Raw genomic sequence first — 18,576 nt, 5'->3', positions numbered from 1 at the left:
CTTATCTTGATAAAGAGAAAATCGTATTCAATGTTTAATCGATATTAAGCATTTTATGTGTTTGTAGGCTGAGACGCCACAGTGGATGTGCTAAACAATAGTGTAATGTGGCTTGTTGGGTGTCAATTAGTGGAATTTGGTCGGTTGTTAAGTGGCTTTGGTCCATAGGTTGTAGATAAAAATGTGTAAAATCCAAGCCTTCAAATAACTCTGGGGTGATGTGTGTTTGTGGGTACACCAGCTTGAGTTCACTGCCTTTGGTTACCACTAGCGGTTTCGTCGTTTTTGGGCTAACGCATATCCAATCAATGCCTTGTGGTAGTGGAAGCGTGCCATTGGTTTCAATGGCTATGGTATAGCCATACTGCTTCATTTCTGCAATGAGTGCTTCATCAAGCTGTAGCGCGGGTTCGCCCCCTGTAAAAACAATGTATTTGTGTGCTTGGCCAGTGGGCCATAGGGCGTCGATGTGTTTGCGTAATTGTTCTGCCGTTTTAAATTTTCCACCGTTTTGGCCATCAGTGCCGATGAAATCGGTGTCGCAGAACTGGCAGTCAGACTGTGCGCGGGTTTTCTCTTGTCCTGACCATAAATTACAGCCAGTAAATCGGCAGAATAGAGCAGGACGGCCAGCGTGTGCTCCTTCGCCTTGCAATGAATAAAAGGCTTCTTTAATTGAGTACATGTGTTACACCAGTTACGTCTCGAAAAACAGTTCGAGGTAAGGGGGCACTTTAGTTGTTATGTTATCGATGTGCTGGGAATTTGTGGAACAAAAGCCAGTCACAACCGACACAAGCAGACTAAAATCAGGGTAAGTGAGTCATTAACGTATGTTGATGAACACTTAGGCTTCATATTCCAGTGGGTCTGTCTTGCCTTGTTCTGCAAACGCTTCTAGTCGTTCGTTACAGGCACCACATTTGCCACAGGATTTTTCTCGGCCATTATAGCAAGTCCATGTTTTAGCGTAATCTAAATTCATCGCTAATCCCGCTTTTAAAATCTCACCTTTAGACGAATGCAAAAAGGGAGTGACAATTTCAACGGGTTGGTAATTGGCAATGCTAGAAACGGCATTCATGGCCGCGACAAATTCAGGACGACAATCAGGGTAAATATGGTGATCGCCCGAGTGAGCGCCATAGTATACTTTACCTGCTTCCAATGAAACCGCATAAGCAATCGCCATAGAAAGTAATACCATATTACGATTAGGGACCACAGTGGATTTCATGTTGTCACTTTCATAATGACCTTCAGGAATGTCTTCATCACTGGTGAGAGAGGAGTTAGCCATTAAACTATTAATTGCCGTGATATCGACGACTTTGTGAGGCACCTGCAATTCGCTGCAAACTTGTGCGGCGACTTGTAGTTCCTTGCTGTGTTTTTGTCCGTAATTAAAAGATAGGGCGTAAACCTCTAGTCCGCTTTGAAGTGCGGTATTGAGAACGGTAAATGAGTCCATTCCCCCGGAATACACCACGACGGCTTTTTCTGACATATCTGTTACCTCTAATTACTTGGGTGATGAGAGTATTGGCTTATTACCTAAGCATGGGTAATAAGGGCGCGGATTATATCAGAAGGCCGATAAATCGAACTAGAAATCATGAAAAATTCAATTGAAAAAAGCAGATGTTGAAAGCTCGAAAGAGTTAAGGTAAATTATTTGCGTAACTGGTTACGTATTTTTTGATATGACGCTAAGTCGATTATGTTATTGGTAAGCTGGAGGGGGCGAAAGTGGAGCAATTTGGTGTATTAACCTTAGGGAGTCGTCTAAAGAGGCTAAGTGATGATCTGTTTAGTGAGGTTCAATCGATTTATTTGCAGTGCGATATTCCTATATCGTCGACGTATTTTCCGATTCTTCGCTTGTTACAGCATGTCGGTGGGTTATCGGTCGTTGAAATTGCCGAAAGGCTAAGGCTTAGTCATCCCGCTGTCAGCAAGCAAGTTACCAAAATGACAAAGGAGTGCTTGCTTGAGAAAACCCTTGATACTCAAGACCAGCGACGCTCTTTATTGAAGCTATCAGAACATGGTATCCAGGCAATGCAGCGGGTGGAACCAATTCTAGAAGAAATGAAAGTGGTCATAGAAAATATGACGAATTTTTCAAGTAGCCACTTTATGGAGGGGTTATCTGAACTGGAGAAACAACTCTTTAGTGGCAGTCTTGCGCATAAAGTCATGGATCGTTTGGGGACAATTACGATTGTGCCGCTTGCAAAAAAACATGAGCGAGCCTTTTATGACCTAAATATGGCATGGTTAAGACGCTATTTTCCTGATCAGATAACAGATAAGGATCATGAATTACTGAGTCATCCACAACGAGAAATTATTGATAAAGGTGGTAGGGTTTGGGTAGCCATAAGAAAGACGCCAACATTTGACTCTGTTGTTGGCGCCATAGCCTTTGTGCCATCCCATGACACTTCATCCAGTAACAAGCGCAGTGGTGAGGTATGTAAGTTAGGCGTAGCGGAACATTGCCAAGGAAAGGGGGTTGCCCAAGGGTTATTGTCTCAGGTGTTTAAGTTTGCTGAACATAATCATCTGTCTAAGTTGACGTTAGAGACTGCATCTTGTTTGACGGCGGCACGACGACTCTACGACAAAAATGGCTTTGTGGAAAAAGCCTTTCCTTACGCTTCTCCATATGAAAGGGCGGATGTCTATATGGAAAAATCATTGGGTGATCATATATGAGTACCTTTAAGGAAATGCGCCGTGGTTTTGTTGCTTCCATTCCAATGATTGTTGGAGGTATACCGTTCGGTTTGTTATTTGGTTCTCTAGCATCTAGTCATGGTTTGAGTCCTTGGTTTGCCATTGCTATGTCGGCTATTGTGTTTGCAGGGTCTGCTCAGTTTGTTGCCCTTGGGTTAATTGCCCTACATGCGCCTATCTGGGTCATTGTTTCAACGACTTTTATCGTTAATCTACGTCACCTCTTGTATGCCGCTGACATGGTGAAATTTGTTCGTCATTTGCCCCTACCCATACGCTTTATTATGGGCTTTGGACTCATTGATGAGACTTATGCGGCGGTTCGACCAATGTATTCTGTGGGGGCTGTCAACGAAGCCACAGGCTATAAAGTATATCTAGGGTCTTTTTTATCGTTTTATGTCATGTGGAATCTGACCACACTGCTGGGGATTTTAACGGGTGAACTGATTCCGGGAATGAGCGACTGGGGATTAGAGTTCGCGATGGTCGCCACTTTTATTGGCATTATTACCCCTTATTTAAAGCACAAGTCGTTTTGGTTGTGTCTTGTCTGTGCGGGGGGATCTTCCATTTTGTTATCTGGGTTACCCAATAATTTAGGTTTGCTGGTGTCTGCATTAATTGGTGTTTTGATGGGCGTTGTCGCAGATGTAATGGTGAAGCCTGCGTCACAAAATGATAAAGGTGTTCAGGAGGTGAAATCATGACATTGCCCGATTATGTTTTGATTATTGCTGGTATGTTTATAGTGACTTTTGGAGTGCGTTTTGTCTTGTTTGCTCGAGCAGATAAGGTTGTTATGCCTGCTTTTGTTGAGAAAGCATTGAAGTTTGTACCTGTGGCTGTGTTGACTGCGATTATCACGCCCATGGTTTTAATGCCAAACAAGCATCTAGATATTTCGCTGGATAATCCTTGGCTGTTAGGAGCCATTGCGGCGTTTACTGTGGGGGTTTGGCGTCAGCATCAGCTGTTGACCATTGTCATTGGAGTGCTGGTATTTTTTGTGGCGAAGTATTGGTAAGAAAGAGGGGGCTCGTCAATAAGTTACCCGAAGAAAAAGAGACAAAAAGATTTTACGCTCAATATCCAAGGGAAACCTAAATAATATATACTTGGCGATCAAAGTAACAATTATTGTTAGACGAATATTAATCGGGACTTACATCAAACATGTCAGAAACGTCAAAACCAGGTAATTTCATTACCCAAATCATTGATAAAGATAACGAATCAGGAAAGCATGGAGGCAAGGTGCTAACGCGCTTCCCACCTGAGCCAAATGGCTATTTACACATTGGTCATGCTAAATCTATCTGTCTAAACTTCGGCGTAGCGCAACGTTACAATGGGCAATGTAATCTACGTTTTGACGATACCAACCCTGAAAAAGAGAGTGTTGAGTACATTGAGTCTATTAAGCACGATGTCGAGTGGTTAGGCTTTGAGTGGAAAGATCAGCCCAAGTTTGCTTCTGACTATTTTGACCAACTGTTTGACTATGCGGTTCAACTTGTACAAGCCGGTAAAGCTTACGCGTGTGAGTTGAATGGCGAGCAAATGCGTGAATACCGTGGCACCTTGAAAGAGCCGGGTAAAAACAGCCCGTACCGTGATCGTACCGTGGAAGAAAATATGGCCATTTTTATGGACATGAAAAACGGCAAATACAAAGATGGTGAAGTGGTGTTGCGGGCCAAAATTGATATGGCCAGCCCAAACATTAATCTTCGTGATCCGATTATTTATCGTGTTCGTCACGTTCATCACCACCAAACTGGTGATAAATGGTGCGTTTACCCAATGTACGATTTTACTCATTGTTTGTCGGATGCCATTGAAGGGGTAACACATTCCATTTGTACGTTGGAATTCCAAGATCATCGTCCATTATATGATTGGGTGTTGGAAACCCTAAAAACCGTTCATCCTCAGCAAATCGAATTTGCTCGGTTGAATTTGAACTACACCGTGACCAGTAAACGTAAACTCAAACAGTTGGTGGATGAGAAGCATGTAGACGGTTGGGATGATCCTCGTATGCCAACCATTTCCGCTCTTCGTCGACGTGGTTATACGGCTCAATCTATTCGCAATTTCTGTGAACGTATTGGTGTGACAAAATCGGACAGCGTGGTCGATGTGGGTATGCTTGAACACGCGATTCGTGAAGATTTGGATGCGAATGCTAACCGTGCCATGGCGGTTTTGAACCCCATTAAAGTAACGTTGACCAACTACCCAGAAGACAAAGAAGAAATCTTCACAGTCAGTAATCATCCGAAAAATGAAGAAGCTGGCACTCGTGAAGTGCCGTTCAGTAAATCGCTCTATATTGATGCGGCAGACTTTGCAGAAGTGCCTCCTCGCAAGTGGAAGCGTTTAACATTGGATGGTGCAGTTCGTCTACGTGGTGGTTATGTGATTACCTGTGATGAGGCGATTAAGAACGAAGCGGGTGAAGTGGTTGAACTGCTATGCCGCTACGATGAGAACACCTTAGGGGTTAACCCAGAAGACTATAAACCAAAAGGGGTGATCCATTGGGTGAGTGCAAAACATGCTGTTGATGCCACCGTGAATTTGTACGACCGTTTGTTTGTTAATGAAGCGCCTGATGCGAATTATGAAGACAAAACCTTTTTAGATTTTATCAACCCTGAGTCATTGACTGTTTTAACCAATGCGAAAGTGGAACCGTCTCTTGTTTCTGCGCAAAAAGGTCAGGGCTTTCAGTTCGAGCGTGAAGGGTATTTTTGTCGCGATTTGAAAGAAGAGGGTATGGTCTTTAACCGTACTGTAACGTTACGTGATTCTTGGGCAAAAATCGAAGCAAAAGGAAAGTAAGAGCATGTTGAAGATTTATAACACCCTAACGGGCAAAAAAGAAATTTTCAAACCCATTGTCGAAGGCAAAGTCGGTATGTATGTCTGTGGCAATACCGTGTATGACTTCTGTCACATTGGGCATGCTCGCGCGATGATTTCCTTCGATATTATCTCACGTTTTATCCGTCACCTTGGTTATGATTTGACCTATATTCGCAATATTACGGATGTCGATGACAAAATTATCAAACGTGCGGAAGAGAATAATGAGTCGACTCAGGCACTGACTGAGCGCATGATCGCGGCCCAGCGTGAAGATGAGCTGGCATTGGGAAATAAAATGCCTGATCGTGAGCCAAAAGCTACAGAATTCATGCAAGAAATCATCGATATGGTAAGCATCTTAGTTGATAAAGGATTTGCTTATCAGGGCGCTTCTGGTGATGTGTACTATCGCGCGGCTAAATTCAAAGATTACGGAAAGCTAAACAATCGTAAGCTTGAAGATATGCTGGCAGGTGCACGTATTGAAGTGGAGGCATCGAAAGAACATCCCGCTGATTTTGTACTGTGGAAGCCCGCAAAAGAAGGTGAGGTCGCTTGGAATTCCCCATGGGGGAAAGGCCGTCCTGGCTGGCATATTGAATGCTCTGCCATGTCGACGAGCTGCCTAGGGAGTCATTTTGATATCCATGGTGGAGGGCCTGATCTTAAGTTTCCTCACCATGAAAACGAAATTGCTCAGTCTGAAGCGGCAACGGGTAAGGATTATGTTAACTACTGGATGCACTGTGGCGCCGTGCGTGTGAACAATGAGAAAATGTCTAAGTCATTAGGTAATTTCTTCACGGTTCGCGATGTGTTAGCGAAATTTAATCCAGAGGTGATTCGATACCTAATGGTGTCGAGCCAGTATCGCAGCCCGATTGATTACTCAGATCAAAGTTTGCAGGAGGCGAAAGTGGCGCTGGAGCGTCTTTACACAGCGCTACGCCAACAAGCGGTTGCTGATTCCTATGAGCCGACCAAATTTACTGAGCGTTTTGAAGACGCGATGAAAGACGACTTCAATACCGCTGTAGCAGTGTCTGTTCTGTTTGAATTGGTTCGCGAATTAAATAAAGCTAAAACGGAGTCGCCGACAATGGCGCCTAAGTTAGCGGCGGAATTGCGAGCATTAGCGGAGTTGCTGGGGCTACTTGGTCAGGATCCTGAGTATTTCTTGCAAAACAGCACTTTGTCAGAAGGATTAGATGAAGCGGCAATTCAGGCGTTGATCGATGAGCGTACACAAGCCCGCAAAGATAAAAACTTTGCTCGCAGTGATGAAATTCGTGATGAGTTAGCACGACAAGGCATTGAGCTGTTGGATAGTCGCGAAGGGACAACGTGGACGCGCCATTAGTGGCTTGAGGTTTTTTCGTAACATCTAGTTAGTAGATAAAAAGTTAGTAGATAAAAAGGCGATGTTTTTTTAATTGGCATCGCCTTTTTTACTGGGAGCGACTTGAATACTGGGAGTTACTCAAGTGATGCTGATTGACAGTGTTATTCGCTGCGGTGAACGCGAACAGCGAGCACATCACATGGTGCGCCATGAAGTACGCCATTGGCGGTCGAGCCTAATAAAAGAGCTAGGCCATGACGGCCGTGACTGCCAACAACGATAATATCGACGCCTTTTTCTTCTGCAATGCGGTGGATTTCACTTTCGATGCCACCTTGAGTGACACAGGTTTCTTTGACAGGTACGTCGATTTGGCCTTCCAAGACGGCCATGCGTTCTTTCGCCGTGTCTTTAAGCTGATTTTGTATGTCAGTGATGTCAATAGGGACATCGCCTCCATAAGCGTAATTGAGAGACTCAATAACGTGTACAATGATGAGTTCGGCTCCCATGGCCTTAGACAGTTCAGCTGCTTTGTTGGCGACTTTAATGCTCTCGTCAGTTAGATCAATGGCAAGTAGTATTTTTTGGTACAACATAGGATACCTCCAGTTTGGATGCTGATTTTAAGTGCTTAAATGCGAATATCAGTTTCTATTTATTTTAGTCTATATGTAACGAGCAAAGTGTATGAAATTAGCGATCATTATTTTTATTACGTTATCCATTATGGGAGCAGCCTCATGGATTCTCCCTACCAAACGAGAACGGCGTTTGGGAGAGCTACGAATGAACGCACGACAATTAAAACTTACTGTTCAGCTTACATCAATCGGGCTACCTGACAAGTGGGATAAGTCAAAAGACGTGCAAAAATTTTATGCTTATTGCTTATTTCGAGACAAACCGCTTGATTTAATTGAAGAAGACCTTTGGTTGATCTCTTATGAGGTATGGAAATACCTTCCTGTCGTGTCAAGCTGGTGGATGAGTAAAGAGCTAAATTTAACCGATCAGGATAAGCAAGATTTGTTAACATTATCCGGTGTTGCCACGGCTATTAAGATCAATAAAGACGGCGTATCAGTGTACTGGGATGAGGAAAAAGGAGATGAGGATACCATCAAACTGATTTCAAGGTTGGCCCATTCTTTAGCAAAGCCGTCCTTGATTTGAAGCTGTGAAGACTGAAAGGTAAACAAACATGTGGTCAAACAAACAGCTGATCACACGTTTAATGTTTGGTTAATTGGCTTTGTCTATTGGTTATCTGCATCCAGTTGCTTGTTGATCATGTTGGCCACATCGTTATTTGCTTCAATATTTTGGATCAGTTTGCTTAGCACTTCTTCTGGGTTTTCAGCATCCTTAATGGCGTCTAGCTTAGGTTGCATGATGCGTTTCATCTTATCCATGACGTAATCCTGGAGTGCTTTCTTTTCTGGCCGCTCAATGGAGTCGGACTTGATATGAGACAAAATAACGCCATAGAGGGTTTGTGCAACACGCAAGTCGCCGCCATTAAAGTTTTTGTTGGCTTGCACCATTTGTCGGTTTAACTGAACCCATAAATTAAGCCAGCGAAGGTAGTCATAGCAGAGCTTGTAATGGGAGTTGCTAATGCGCCCCCGGCGACGAAGATAAAGTAACATTTTAGCTGTTTTCGTCAGGCGCTCTTTGTAATTGGCTTTTTGTTGGAAGCTAAGGGCTTCTGGCTCAGGGTTAAATTCAACGGGTAATGCATTACGATCTTCTTCTGCTTTGGCGATGCGGACTTCTACTTTTTCTGGATCGTCAGAATATTGTAAAAGTTCGCGAAGTGTGTCTAGATAATAATCGTAAAGCACATCGGTCACGATGGTGTCCGTATTAATATCTTTTAGACCTCGCAGATGATATTCGGCGCGATCCGCTCGATTGGTCAGTTGTAATTGCTTAAAACGACGTTCTGTTAACTCTTTTTCTTTCTGTTGGGCACGTGAACCAATGACAACGGAAAGAACGACTATGATCATTAAAAAAGCAATAGTAAGAATTTGAAGTGTTGCCATGATTGTCCTTGAGCAATGAATTCAGTATGTTAAATAAGAAATACTTAGTTCAGCAAGCGATAATATGCGAAACAATACAGCGATCACTTGTCATATAAAAGGTGTTTGCTTAATATCAGCGCCCCGAAGACTAATTTACGCAAAACGAATTTTGCAGACGTACTCAAAAAGAAGGCTTATACAGTTCAATGGGAAAATCACTGGTTATCGTGGAATCGCCAGCTAAGGCGAAAACCATCAACAAATACCTAGGCAATGACTTTGTCGTTAAGTCGAGTGTGGGTCACATTCGCGATTTGCCTTCTGGTAGGACAGCGAAGTCAACGCCTCAAGAGCGTGCTAAGCAAGCGGCTTTGACGCGTAAGATGAGCCCTGAAGAAAAGGTGGAGTATAAGCGTCGTAAGTCACAGCAGCAGCTTATCGCTCGCATGGGCATTGACCCTGAAAATGACTGGGAAGCCCATTATGAAGTGCTGCCAGGCAAAGAGAAGGTAGTTGATGAGCTAAAACGCTTAGCAAAGAATGCCGATCAGATCTATCTGGCAACGGATTTGGATAGGGAAGGGGAGGCCATTGCGTGGCATTTGCGCGAAGCCATAGGTGGTGATGACAACCGCTACAAAAGAGTGGTCTTTAATGAGATCACTAAAAAAGCCATTCAAGCCGCGTTTGAAACGCCCTCTGAGCTTGACATTAACCGTGTTAATGCACAGCAAGCACGTCGTTTCTTAGATCGCGTAGTAGGTTTTATGGTGTCGCCTTTACTTTGGGCGAAAGTAGCTCGAGGCTTATCTGCTGGGCGGGTTCAGTCCGTTGCTGTACGCTTAATTGTTGAGCGAGAAAAAGAAATTCGCGCCTTTGTTCCAGAAGAGTTCTGGGAGCTGCAAGCGTTACTAAAAACGCCAGCGAAAGAGTCGATTAAGTTTGATGCGGTAAAATATCAAGGCAAAGAATATCGTCCGGTTAGCAAGGAAGAGTCTGATGCTCATGTGGCCCGACTGGATGGTGCGAGTTATCAAGTTAGCAATCGCGAAGATAAGCCGACCAGTAGTAAGCCTTCCGCCCCCTTTATCACTTCGACGTTACAACAAGCGGCGAGTACGCGTTTAGGCTTTGGTGTGAAAAAAACCATGATGCTTGCCCAGCGTTTATACGAAGCGGGTTACATCACATATATGCGTACGGATTCGACCAACTTAAGTGTTGAGGCTGTTGAGGCGCTACGAGAGTATATTTTATCGAACTTTGGTGATAAATATTTACCGAAAGAGCCACTACGTTACAGTAGTAAAGAGGGTGCCCAAGAAGCCCATGAAGCCATCCGTCCATCGGATGTGAACGTACGACCTGATGATCTGCAGAGCATGGAAAAAGATTCCCATCGTCTCTATGATCTGATTCGTAGTCAATTTATGGCATGTCAAATGACGCCAGCTTTGTATACCTCAACCTCTGTTACGGTAACGAGCGGCGAATACGAATTTAAAGCCAAAGGACGTATTTTGCGTTTTGATGGTTACACTCGAGCCATGCAGTCGTTCGCGAAAAAGGGCGAAGACAATATCCTACCAGATGTGGCTCAAGGGGAAACCTTGGCACTTGACTCTTTGTTGCCGGAGCAGCATTTTACTAAGCCTATTGCACGCTTTAGCGAAGCCAGTTTGGTAAAAGAGCTGGAAAAACGTGGTATTGGACGCCCTTCTACCTACGCTTCCATTATTTCAACGATTCAAGATCGTGGTTATGTACGGGTTGAAAATCGTCGTTTTTACGCTGAAAAAATGGGGGATATAGTCACCGAACGCTTAGTGGATAGCTTCCATTCTTTGATGAATTTTAGCTTTACTGCTGAAATGGAAGAGCAGCTGGATGATATCGCGGAAGGTAAGAAAGATTGGATTAAAACGTTGAATGCGTTTTATAAAGATTTCAGTGGTATGTTATCCAAAGCGGAATCACCGGATGAAGGGATGATGCCAAACGAGCCGACACCGACTGATATTGAATGTCCGACTTGCTCTCGTCCCATGCAAATCCGTACAGCGAGTACGGGGGTATTCTTGTCTTGTTCAGGTTACTCGTTACCACCTAAAGAACGTTGTAAGGCCACGATTAACCTGGTTCGTGGTGATGAAGCGATTGCCGTTGATGATGAGGAAGGGGAATCTAAAGCCTTAATCGGCAAACGCCGCTGTAAAATTTGTGGTTCGGCCATGGACAGCTATTTGATGGATGAGCATCGCAAACTGCATGTTTGTGGTAATAATCCGGCCTGTTCTGGGTACGAAGTAGAGAAGGGTTCCTTTAAAATCAAAGGTTACGATGGCCCTGTTCTAGAGTGTGATAAGTGTGGCTCCGAAATGCAGCTTAAAACGGGTCGCTTTGGGAAATACTTCGGGTGTACAAACGAAGAATGTAAAAATACTCGTAAGCTATTGAAAAATGGTGAGGCAGCGCCACCAAAAATGGATCCTGTTCCCATGCCAGATTTGGCTTGTGACAAAGTCGATGACCATTATGTATTGCGTGATGGTGCAACCGGTTTATTTCTGGCTGCCAGTCAGTTTCCTCGTAAACGAGAAACGCGTGCGCCGTTAGTGAAAGAACTGCTTCCATTTATGGATCAAATTGATCCTAAATATCATTTTTTCAAAACGGCGCCAGTTAAGGATAATGAGGGGCGTCCTACGGTGATTCGCTACAGTCGCAAAACGAAAGAGCAGTATGTGATGACCGAAGAAGAAGGCAAACCAACGGGCTGGAAAGCGTATTATGTTGGTAGTAAATGGGTTGTTGAAGAGGGTAAGAAAAAGAAATGAGTAACGCGAGTCAAGCAAGCGTTACCAATCAGAAGTTAGACGCAGCACGACGTTTTTTGCAGCAAAGCCAGCAGTGCGAAGAGTCTTGGTTGCTCGCTGGATTAGAAGGGGCGTCTTTGTTTCACCTTCGCAGTGCCTTGAACGGTTTGCTACAAGAGATCAAAACGGCTTATAGTCTGAAATCAGAATTAGATATCTTGAAATTACAACATGCAGCGAAAGAGATAGGGGTTGTGGTACCCACATTGAGCGAGCTAGCAGATCTTGCTTTACAACCCCTTTCTTGGCTGAATCAATTAGAGCAAGCATTCATTGCCCAGTTGGAATGTCACTATACATCGTTTTCTGGTATGAGTTCGGACAATATAATTGGTAAAGGATCGGATGCCGGTGCTTCAGTTGGTCTGTACTTGTCCAAGCTTGTTGAGTTGGTGTTGCGTTTTAGAGAAGAATCATCAGAGTATTAATTATGAAAGAATCTTATCTAGAGATTGTTGAACTCGATAATGGCGACATTGTGTTGAGACCAGCAAGTGAAGACGGAGAGAGTGTTGAGCCGCTGGCCACCTTGGTCATTTCCGATACAACGAAGTCGTACTTAAAAGAGCGGTATTTTGAATTGGCTAAGTGCATGTTTCATGCAGGTATAGACTTTGTTTATTCTGATGAATCCTCTTTTGGAGACGATGCTGAGTACTTAGAAGATTTGGAAATGCGCCCTAAAATCCTGCATTGATCAGGACGATATAAAAAATGCGAAGCCATGGCTTCGCATTTTTCTTGGCCGCCTATTAATGGTTGGTTAGGTCGGCCCGATTTTTATCTGTTAGAATATGTGCCGGGTTAGCTAAGGTATTAGCTTAAACGGTTTGTCTTATGACACCGACAGATAAGCCTTCGATGGCAAACTCTTCGCTTTCCAGATCAACAAGAATATCGTCAAATTCTTCATTCTCGGGTTGTAGACGTACTTGACTGCCTTTTTGATAGAAACGCTTAACCGTGACCTCATCGCCAATGCGGGCAACAACGATCTGACCATTACGAATGGTAGTGGTTTTATGGACAGCCAAGAGATCGCCCTCCATAATGCCAATATTTTTCATGCTGGTGCCGGAGACAGATAAAAAGTAATCCGCTTTAGGGGAAAACATATTAGGCGGCACGCTCACATGTGATGCGATGTTTTCTTGTGCAAGAATTGGAAAGCCCGCGGCCACTTTGCCAATGACGGGTAGGCCAAGCTCTTCGTCGTTGGCAGCCTCGACAGAGTCTTCAATTAATTGAATGCCTCGGGATGCGCCAGAGAGCATTTTGATGGCACCTTTTTTGGCAAGGGCCTTCAGGTGTTCTTCGGCGGCATTGGGCGATTTAAAGCCTAAGCGACCTGCGATTTCTGCACGTGTTGGAGGAAAGCCGGTTTCGCTAATAAATTCGCGAATGGTTTCTAGTACGTCAGATTGTCTTTTGGTTAATTTAATCATAGGGCCATCTGGTTGTTTATACAGTAACTGTTATTATATACAGCATCACCAACGATTCTCAATAATTTAAATGCTTTCAGACGAACTAAAAACACAAATTCATCTTGCTTATCGTGCTTCTTTGGAAGCAAAACAGCATAAACCCCGAGTTGGTCAGCGTCAGATGATCGGCGCAATCGCGCGTACTTTGGGGAATATCAAACAAGACAGCGAAGGTAATCGGCTAGACGAAAAGCACGTGGCGGTCATTGAGGCTGGAACGGGGACTGGAAAGACTCTGTCTTATTGTTTAGCGGCCATTCCAATAGCGAAAGCACGTGGCTTAAAACTCATTATCTCTACGGCAACAGTGGCTCTGCAAGAGCAAATTTTGCATAAAGAACTGCCTAACTTGCTTGCACACACGGAATTAAGCTTCAAATATACATTGGCAAAAGGACGTGGGCGTTATCTCTGTCTAAACAACCTTGAGAGCTTTTTAAGCTCGGAAGATCAAGGTATGGAGGACATGTTTGCAGGACTGTTTGAGCAGCATTTACAAGCTGATGATGTGAATACGGTTTTGTACCAAGAAATGGATGTGGCGTTATCTAAAGGCGAATGGGACGGGGATAAAGATAATTGGGAAGGCGTGATTCGCGATCAAGATTGGCGCCGCTTAACGACAGATCACCAACAATGCACGAACCGAAATTGTGCTAATTATTCTGCCTGTCCATTTTTTAAAGCACGGGCTGAGATTGAGGTTGCCGATGTGATTGTTGCCAACCATGATCTTGTATTAGCCGATTTATCTCTAGGCGGCGGCGCCATTCTTACGCCACCAAAAGAAACCATCTATGTCTTCGATGAAGGCCATCACCTTCCTGATAAAGCCATTGGCCACTTTCGTCATGAAGTGCGTTTACAGCAAAGTATTACTTGGCTTCGCCAGTTGGAGAAAAACCTAGTGAATTTGAAGCAGGAGTTGACCGATGCGGTCAGTTTAACTGGTCAGTTATTGCTGAAAATCCCCCAGCAGATTCAGAGTATTGTGAATTTTATTCAGTATGCTCAGCAAGGTTTGGCGCCTTACATACAAGGTTTAGGGTTGGATCAAGACAATAATCAGCACCGCTTTGAATTTGGTGTGATACCGGATGAGTTGCGACAATTGGCTTACAGTTTGCAGACGTCTTATCAGAAGCTGTTCAATAATATCGAAAGTATACAGGATGAATGTAAGAAAACCAAACAGAACGAAGGAATGGGGATTACCCCAGAAACAGCGGAGACTTGGCAGCCGATTTTGGGCGTGATTTTAGGTCGTTTAGAGCAATGTATTGATTTATGGCGTCTATACTCTACGGTTGATGATCAAAACTTTCCGCCTAATGCCCGTTGGTTAGTGGTGATAGGGCAAGGGATGGAGCAAGATGTTGAGCTTGGTGGTTCACCAATTCTGGCGGCCAATACGCTACGTCAGCAGTTATGGGATAAGTGCTTTGGAGCGCTGGTCACATCGGCCACACTGACCGCGCTGAATCAATTTCATCGTTTTAATATGCGCTCAGGGGTGCCTCGGGAAAGTGAATATTTGCGGGTGTTAAGTCCGTTTGACTTCCAGAATAATGGTCTATTGGTGGTGCCCAATATGGAGCATGAGCCAAATCGTGTGGATCAGCATACTGCGGAGATTGTGACGTATCTGAATGAGCATGTTCATACTGATAAGGGGAGTTTGGTGCTGTTTTCTTCGCGTCGTCAGATGGAGGAGGTAGCTAAATCACTTTCTGCTGGGTTGCAAGAGATTCTTCTTATTCAGGGCGAGCAGTCTAAACGGGTGATTCTAGATTCTCATAGGGCTAGGATTGATGAAGGTAAGGGCAGTTTGCTATTTGGGTTGGCCAGTTTTGCCGAAGGGGTAGACTTGCCTGGTAGTTATTTGACCTCTGTGTACATTGCTAAGATTCCTTTTGCGGTACCGGATGATCCCGTTGAGGCCACATTGGCTGAGTGGATACAAAAACGTGGTGGCAACCCCTTTATGGAAATTACCATCCCAGATGCCTCTTTGCGCTTGGTTCAAGCAACGGGGCGTTTGTTACGAAGTGAAAAAGACTCGGGAGAAATCCATATATTGGATAAGCGTCTCAAGACAAAGCGTTACGGGCAACAGTTAATTGATAGTCTCCCACCGTATCGTATGGTATAGCTTGTCGTCTTTTAATCCTACGACAGGGTATGAAAACGTGCAACTTAGCAAAGCAAGGGGTGATAAAAACCTATCATTTAGGTACACTCCCCGCAAAGTTTCATAAATTCAAAAATATAGAAGAATATAGATTCCAATATGGAAAACCAAACAACAGAATCCGCTCCAGAGAAAAAAACAAGACCTAAGCGTCCGCGCCGCTCTAATAAGCGCCCGAACAAAAATAGCAAATCGAATAATAGTGCGTCTGCACAAACAGCTTCTTCAGTGGCGGAAAAAATGGAAAATAACGGTTCAGTGTGGTCAATAGATCAGTTTCAAGTGCCAAAAGTAGACGGTAAATTACGCTTTCATGATTTAAACCTGCCTGACCGGGTATTAAAATCCATTTCTGAAATGGGGTTTGAGTACTGTAGTGAAATTCAGGCAGAAACCTTGCCAATGACTATTAAGGGATATGACATTATCGGACAGGCGCAAACAGGGACCGGAAAAACGGCTGCCTTTTTGATCGCCATGATCAGTGACTTTTTAGATTATCCGCTAGAGGGCAAACGTGCTAATCACTTTGCCCGTGGCTTGATTATCGCACCAACCCGTGAGCTGGCGTTACAGATTGCCGATGAAGCGGAGAAATTGACGTCAAATTGCCATTTGAATGTGGTCTCTTTGGTGGGTGGTATGAGCTATGAAAAGCAAAAGCAAGCTTTAGAAAACGAGAATGTGGATATTCTTGTGGCGACACCTGGCCGTTTGTTGGATTTTGCTCGCAGCAAAAAAGTTATGTTAAATCAGGTGGAATGCTTAGTGTTGGATGAAGCTGACCGTATGTTGTCAATGGGTTTTATTCCGGATGTCAAAAGCATTATTCGCATGACACCCCATAAAGAGAAGCGCCAAACGATGCTGTTTAGTGCGACTTTTCCAAAAGATATTCAGGTATTAGCACGCCAATGGACGTTCTTTCCGAAAGAAGTCTCTGTTGTACCAAAAGAAGCGACAAACCAGAATATTGATCAAGTGATTTATACGGTGGAGGCCGAGCAGAAATGGCCTGTTCTGCAGCAGTTGATTGAAGGTAATAACAATCAGAGAACGATTATTTTCGCGAATCGTCGTGATGAAACCCGCGACCTTTATGAGAAACTCAGAAAAGCGAATATTAATTGTGCAATTCTGTCGGGTGAAGTGGCGCAAGATAAACGTGTCAAAACATTGAAAAACTTCAAAGAAGGCATTATTCAAGTATTAGTAGCAACGGATGTCGCCGGGCGTGGTATTCACGTGGATAATATTGAACTGGTTGTTAACTATGCTTTACCGGAAGACCCAGAAGACTATGTGCACCGTATTGGTCGTACTGGTCGTGGCGGGGAGACTGGTAAAGCAGTCAGTTTTGCCAGTGAAGATGACGCCTTTTTGATTCCTGAAATTGAAAAGGTCGTGGGTGAAAGTATACGTTGTGAATATATGGTGAATACGGCACTTTAATACTTTTCTTACATTAAAAGCCTTTTACAATATGTGCATAGCGAATGCCATTGTGTAAAAGGCTTATCAAGTGAGTACCTATGAACTTAGAGCACCACTTTGCGGGTTTGGGTGAAGCATTTTTTGCCAAGACGCACATCCAGCCACTTCTTCAGCAGCGCCTGGTTGAATTCAACCAGGAGCTTGCTCACTCTCTGTCTATTGATATTAAATCCTCTGAAACCAAGTCTATTTTGAATGGTGAAACGCAAATAGAACAAGCCTTAAGCATGGTTTATGCAGGGCATCAGTTTGGCGGCTTTTCTCCTCAGTTAGGAGATGGCAGAGGGGTTCTGTTAGGCGAAGTGCGTGATGATCGCGGGCTCTTGCAGGATCTTCATATGAAGGGGGCGGGGCCGACGCCTTATTCTCGTCGTGGCGATGGTCGAGCGGTGCTGCGTTCTTGTATTCGTGAATATCTGGCCAGTGAGGCAATGCATGCATTGTCGATTCCTACTTCCCGCGCTTTGGCCTTGTTTGACAGCGAACAGCCTGTGTATCGTGAAACGCCCGAAAAAGGCGCTATGCTATTGCGTACGGCACAAGGGCATATTCGCTTTGGGCATTTTGAGTTTTTCTTTTATCAACGTAGAGATGATGAACTCAAGGCGTTACTTGACTACTGTCTTGAGCATTATTACGCACAGTGTTTAGCTACAGACGCGCCGCTTGAAAATATGCTAATTGAAGTGGTGAAACGGACCGCCAGAATGATTGCTAAGTGGCAGGCTGTTGGGTTTCAGCACGGCGTCATGAACACCGATAATTTTTCGTTTACCGGTGAAACCATTGATTATGGCCCATATGGTTTTATGGAGGATTATGAGCCGGACTGGATTTGTAATCATTCCGATTACGAAGGACGCTACGCGTTTTCTAGGCAGCCAAGTATCGGTTTGTGGAATTTAAACTGTTTGATGCGTTGTTTTTCTCGGCTGCTTGAGCGTGAGCAACTGATTGCTATTTTGCAGCATTATGAGCCTGAATTGCAGTCGCATTATGAAAATTTGATGAAGGCGAAGATGGGCATAACTAATACGCAGCAGTTGGAGACTCTGTTACCAAGTTTGTTTGCCATATTGGCTGCCGAGAAAATGGACTACAGCATCTTTTTCCGTTTATTGAGTAAATTGACGCCTGATAATTCTCATATCGTGCTGGATGAGGTCATTGATAGAGAACGAATGTCTCAGTGGCTCGCACAGTATCAGCAAGCCCGTGAACAAGAAAATGCAAACTGGCAACAAATCAGTTTGCAAATGCAGCAAGTCAACCCCCAATATATATTGCGAAACTACCTTGCTCACGAAGTCATTGTTGCCGCAGAGCAGGGTGATTATTTGCCTTTTCGTCGTTTGTTATCGGTGCTAAATGCGCCGTTTGACGAGCATGTAGAGAATGAGCAGTTGGCGCAAAGAGCGCCAGACTGGGGTAAGTCATTAGAGGTGAGCTGCTCTTCATAACAAGAACAGAGTGGGCTCGGTAAACAATGATATTAGGTCTTCTTAACGTATAAATATTAGCTTTCTCGCCGAAA

The 18,576-nt window shown here is 44.1% G+C and carries 17 protein-coding genes; 12 read left to right on the top strand and 5 right to left on the bottom strand.

Going from position 1 to position 18,576, the window contains the following annotated elements:
• Positions 1–34 precede the first annotated feature (34 nt).
• Both queE and queC read right to left on the bottom strand, forming a co-directional pair.
• Entirely contained in the window at positions 35–685 is a 651-nt protein-coding gene (queE, locus tag AC0VYI_RS13930; RefSeq protein ID WP_475443603.1) for a 7-carboxy-7-deazaguanine synthase, read from the bottom strand.
• Positions 686–847: 162 nt separating this feature from the next.
• On the bottom strand, positions 848–1,507 hold the full coding sequence (gene queC / locus AC0VYI_RS13925; protein ID WP_475443601.1) for a 7-cyano-7-deazaguanine synthase QueC: 660 nt from the start codon (positions 1,505–1,507) through the stop codon (positions 848–850).
• Between the two features lie 242 nt (positions 1,508–1,749).
• Between queC and AC0VYI_RS13920 the strand changes: the two genes are divergently transcribed.
• The 5 genes from AC0VYI_RS13920 (at position 1,750) to cysS (ending at position 6,979) form a co-directional block, all read left to right on the top strand.
• Positions 1,750–2,721, top strand: coding sequence for a bifunctional helix-turn-helix transcriptional regulator/GNAT family N-acetyltransferase (locus tag AC0VYI_RS13920; protein WP_475443599.1), 972 nt, complete (start codon positions 1,750–1,752; stop codon positions 2,719–2,721).
• Positions 2,718–3,452 carry an AzlC family ABC transporter permease gene (locus AC0VYI_RS13915; protein ID WP_199475883.1) on the top strand — a complete coding sequence of 245 codons (735 nt, stop codon included), beginning with the start codon at positions 2,718–2,720 and terminating at the stop codon, positions 3,450–3,452. Before AC0VYI_RS13920 ends, AC0VYI_RS13915 begins: the two co-directional genes overlap by 4 nt.
• Positions 3,449–3,769, top strand: a complete 321-nt coding sequence (locus tag AC0VYI_RS13910; RefSeq protein WP_475443597.1) for an AzlD domain-containing protein — start codon at positions 3,449–3,451, stop codon at positions 3,767–3,769. The genes AC0VYI_RS13915 and AC0VYI_RS13910 overlap by 4 nt, the downstream gene beginning before the upstream one ends.
• A gap of 149 nt (positions 3,770–3,918) precedes the next feature.
• A complete protein-coding gene (locus AC0VYI_RS13905) occupies positions 3,919–5,592 on the top strand; it encodes a glutamine--tRNA ligase/YqeY domain fusion protein (RefSeq protein ID WP_475443595.1) in 1,674 nt (557 codons plus the stop codon).
• A 4-nt stretch (positions 5,593–5,596) separates the two neighbouring features.
• Entirely contained in the window at positions 5,597–6,979 is a 1,383-nt protein-coding gene (gene cysS, locus AC0VYI_RS13900) for a cysteine--tRNA ligase (RefSeq protein ID WP_475443594.1), read from the top strand.
• 143 nt (positions 6,980–7,122) lie between these two features.
• On the opposite strand, the gene AC0VYI_RS13895 is transcribed toward cysS, so the two are convergent.
• A complete protein-coding gene (locus AC0VYI_RS13895) occupies positions 7,123–7,560 on the bottom strand; it encodes a universal stress protein (RefSeq protein WP_475443592.1) in 438 nt (145 codons plus the stop codon).
• Between the two features lie 91 nt (positions 7,561–7,651).
• On the opposite strand from AC0VYI_RS13895, the gene AC0VYI_RS13890 reads away from it, so the two are divergent.
• Entirely contained in the window at positions 7,652–8,137 is a 486-nt protein-coding gene (locus AC0VYI_RS13890) for a hypothetical protein (protein WP_475443590.1), read from the top strand.
• An 83-nt stretch (positions 8,138–8,220) separates the two neighbouring features.
• Here the strand turns inward: AC0VYI_RS13890 and AC0VYI_RS13885 are convergent, their stop codons facing one another.
• Positions 8,221–9,012, bottom strand: a complete 792-nt coding sequence (locus tag AC0VYI_RS13885) for a DNA topoisomerase I (RefSeq protein ID WP_199475877.1) — start codon at positions 9,010–9,012, stop codon at positions 8,221–8,223.
• Positions 9,013–9,200: 188 nt separating this feature from the next.
• Here AC0VYI_RS13885 and topA point away from each other — a divergent pair, with 188 nt between their 5' ends.
• Genes topA through AC0VYI_RS13870 form a run of 3 tightly spaced genes read left to right on the top strand, consistent with a single transcriptional unit; the run spans position 9,201 to position 12,567 of the window.
• Positions 9,201–11,831, top strand: coding sequence for a type I DNA topoisomerase (gene topA / locus AC0VYI_RS13880; RefSeq protein ID WP_475443588.1), 2,631 nt, complete (start codon positions 9,201–9,203; stop codon positions 11,829–11,831).
• Positions 11,828–12,298: a DUF6586 family protein gene (locus AC0VYI_RS13875; protein WP_475443587.1), complete on the top strand. Its 471-nt coding sequence runs from the start codon at positions 11,828–11,830 to the stop codon at positions 12,296–12,298. The genes topA and AC0VYI_RS13875 overlap by 4 nt, the downstream gene beginning before the upstream one ends.
• A 2-nt stretch (positions 12,299–12,300) precedes the next feature.
• Positions 12,301–12,567, top strand: a complete 267-nt coding sequence (locus AC0VYI_RS13870) for a hypothetical protein (RefSeq protein ID WP_475443586.1) — start codon at positions 12,301–12,303, stop codon at positions 12,565–12,567.
• Between the two features lie 124 nt (positions 12,568–12,691).
• Here the strand turns inward: AC0VYI_RS13870 and lexA are convergent, their stop codons facing one another.
• Complete coding sequence (gene lexA, locus AC0VYI_RS13865) at positions 12,692–13,315, bottom strand: transcriptional repressor LexA (RefSeq protein WP_199475873.1); 624 nt, start codon at positions 13,313–13,315, stop codon at positions 12,692–12,694.
• Between the two features lie 70 nt (positions 13,316–13,385).
• On the opposite strand from lexA, the gene dinG reads away from it, so the two are divergent.
• The 3 genes from dinG to AC0VYI_RS13850 all read left to right on the top strand — a co-directional run bounded on the left by dinG (position 13,386) and on the right by AC0VYI_RS13850 (position 18,502).
• On the top strand, positions 13,386–15,509 hold the full coding sequence (dinG, locus tag AC0VYI_RS13860; RefSeq protein ID WP_475443585.1) for an ATP-dependent DNA helicase DinG: 2,124 nt from the start codon (positions 13,386–13,388) through the stop codon (positions 15,507–15,509).
• 138 nt (positions 15,510–15,647) lie between these two features.
• On the top strand, positions 15,648–17,000 hold the full coding sequence (locus AC0VYI_RS13855) for a DEAD/DEAH box helicase (RefSeq protein ID WP_199475871.1): 1,353 nt from the start codon (positions 15,648–15,650) through the stop codon (positions 16,998–17,000).
• An 80-nt stretch (positions 17,001–17,080) separates the two neighbouring features.
• The gene (locus AC0VYI_RS13850) at positions 17,081–18,502 is read left to right on the top strand and encodes a protein adenylyltransferase SelO (RefSeq protein ID WP_475443583.1); all 1,422 of its coding nucleotides are present in this window, start codon (positions 17,081–17,083) and stop codon (positions 18,500–18,502) included.
• Positions 18,503–18,576 lie beyond the last annotated feature (74 nt).

This window comes from Marinomonas sp. 63XJN7_9_ISO-PGPR-S23-217 (assembly GCF_056173515.1).
The sequence above is the reverse complement of the archived record's forward strand: the minus strand, read 5'-3'. Positions and strand labels throughout refer to the sequence as shown.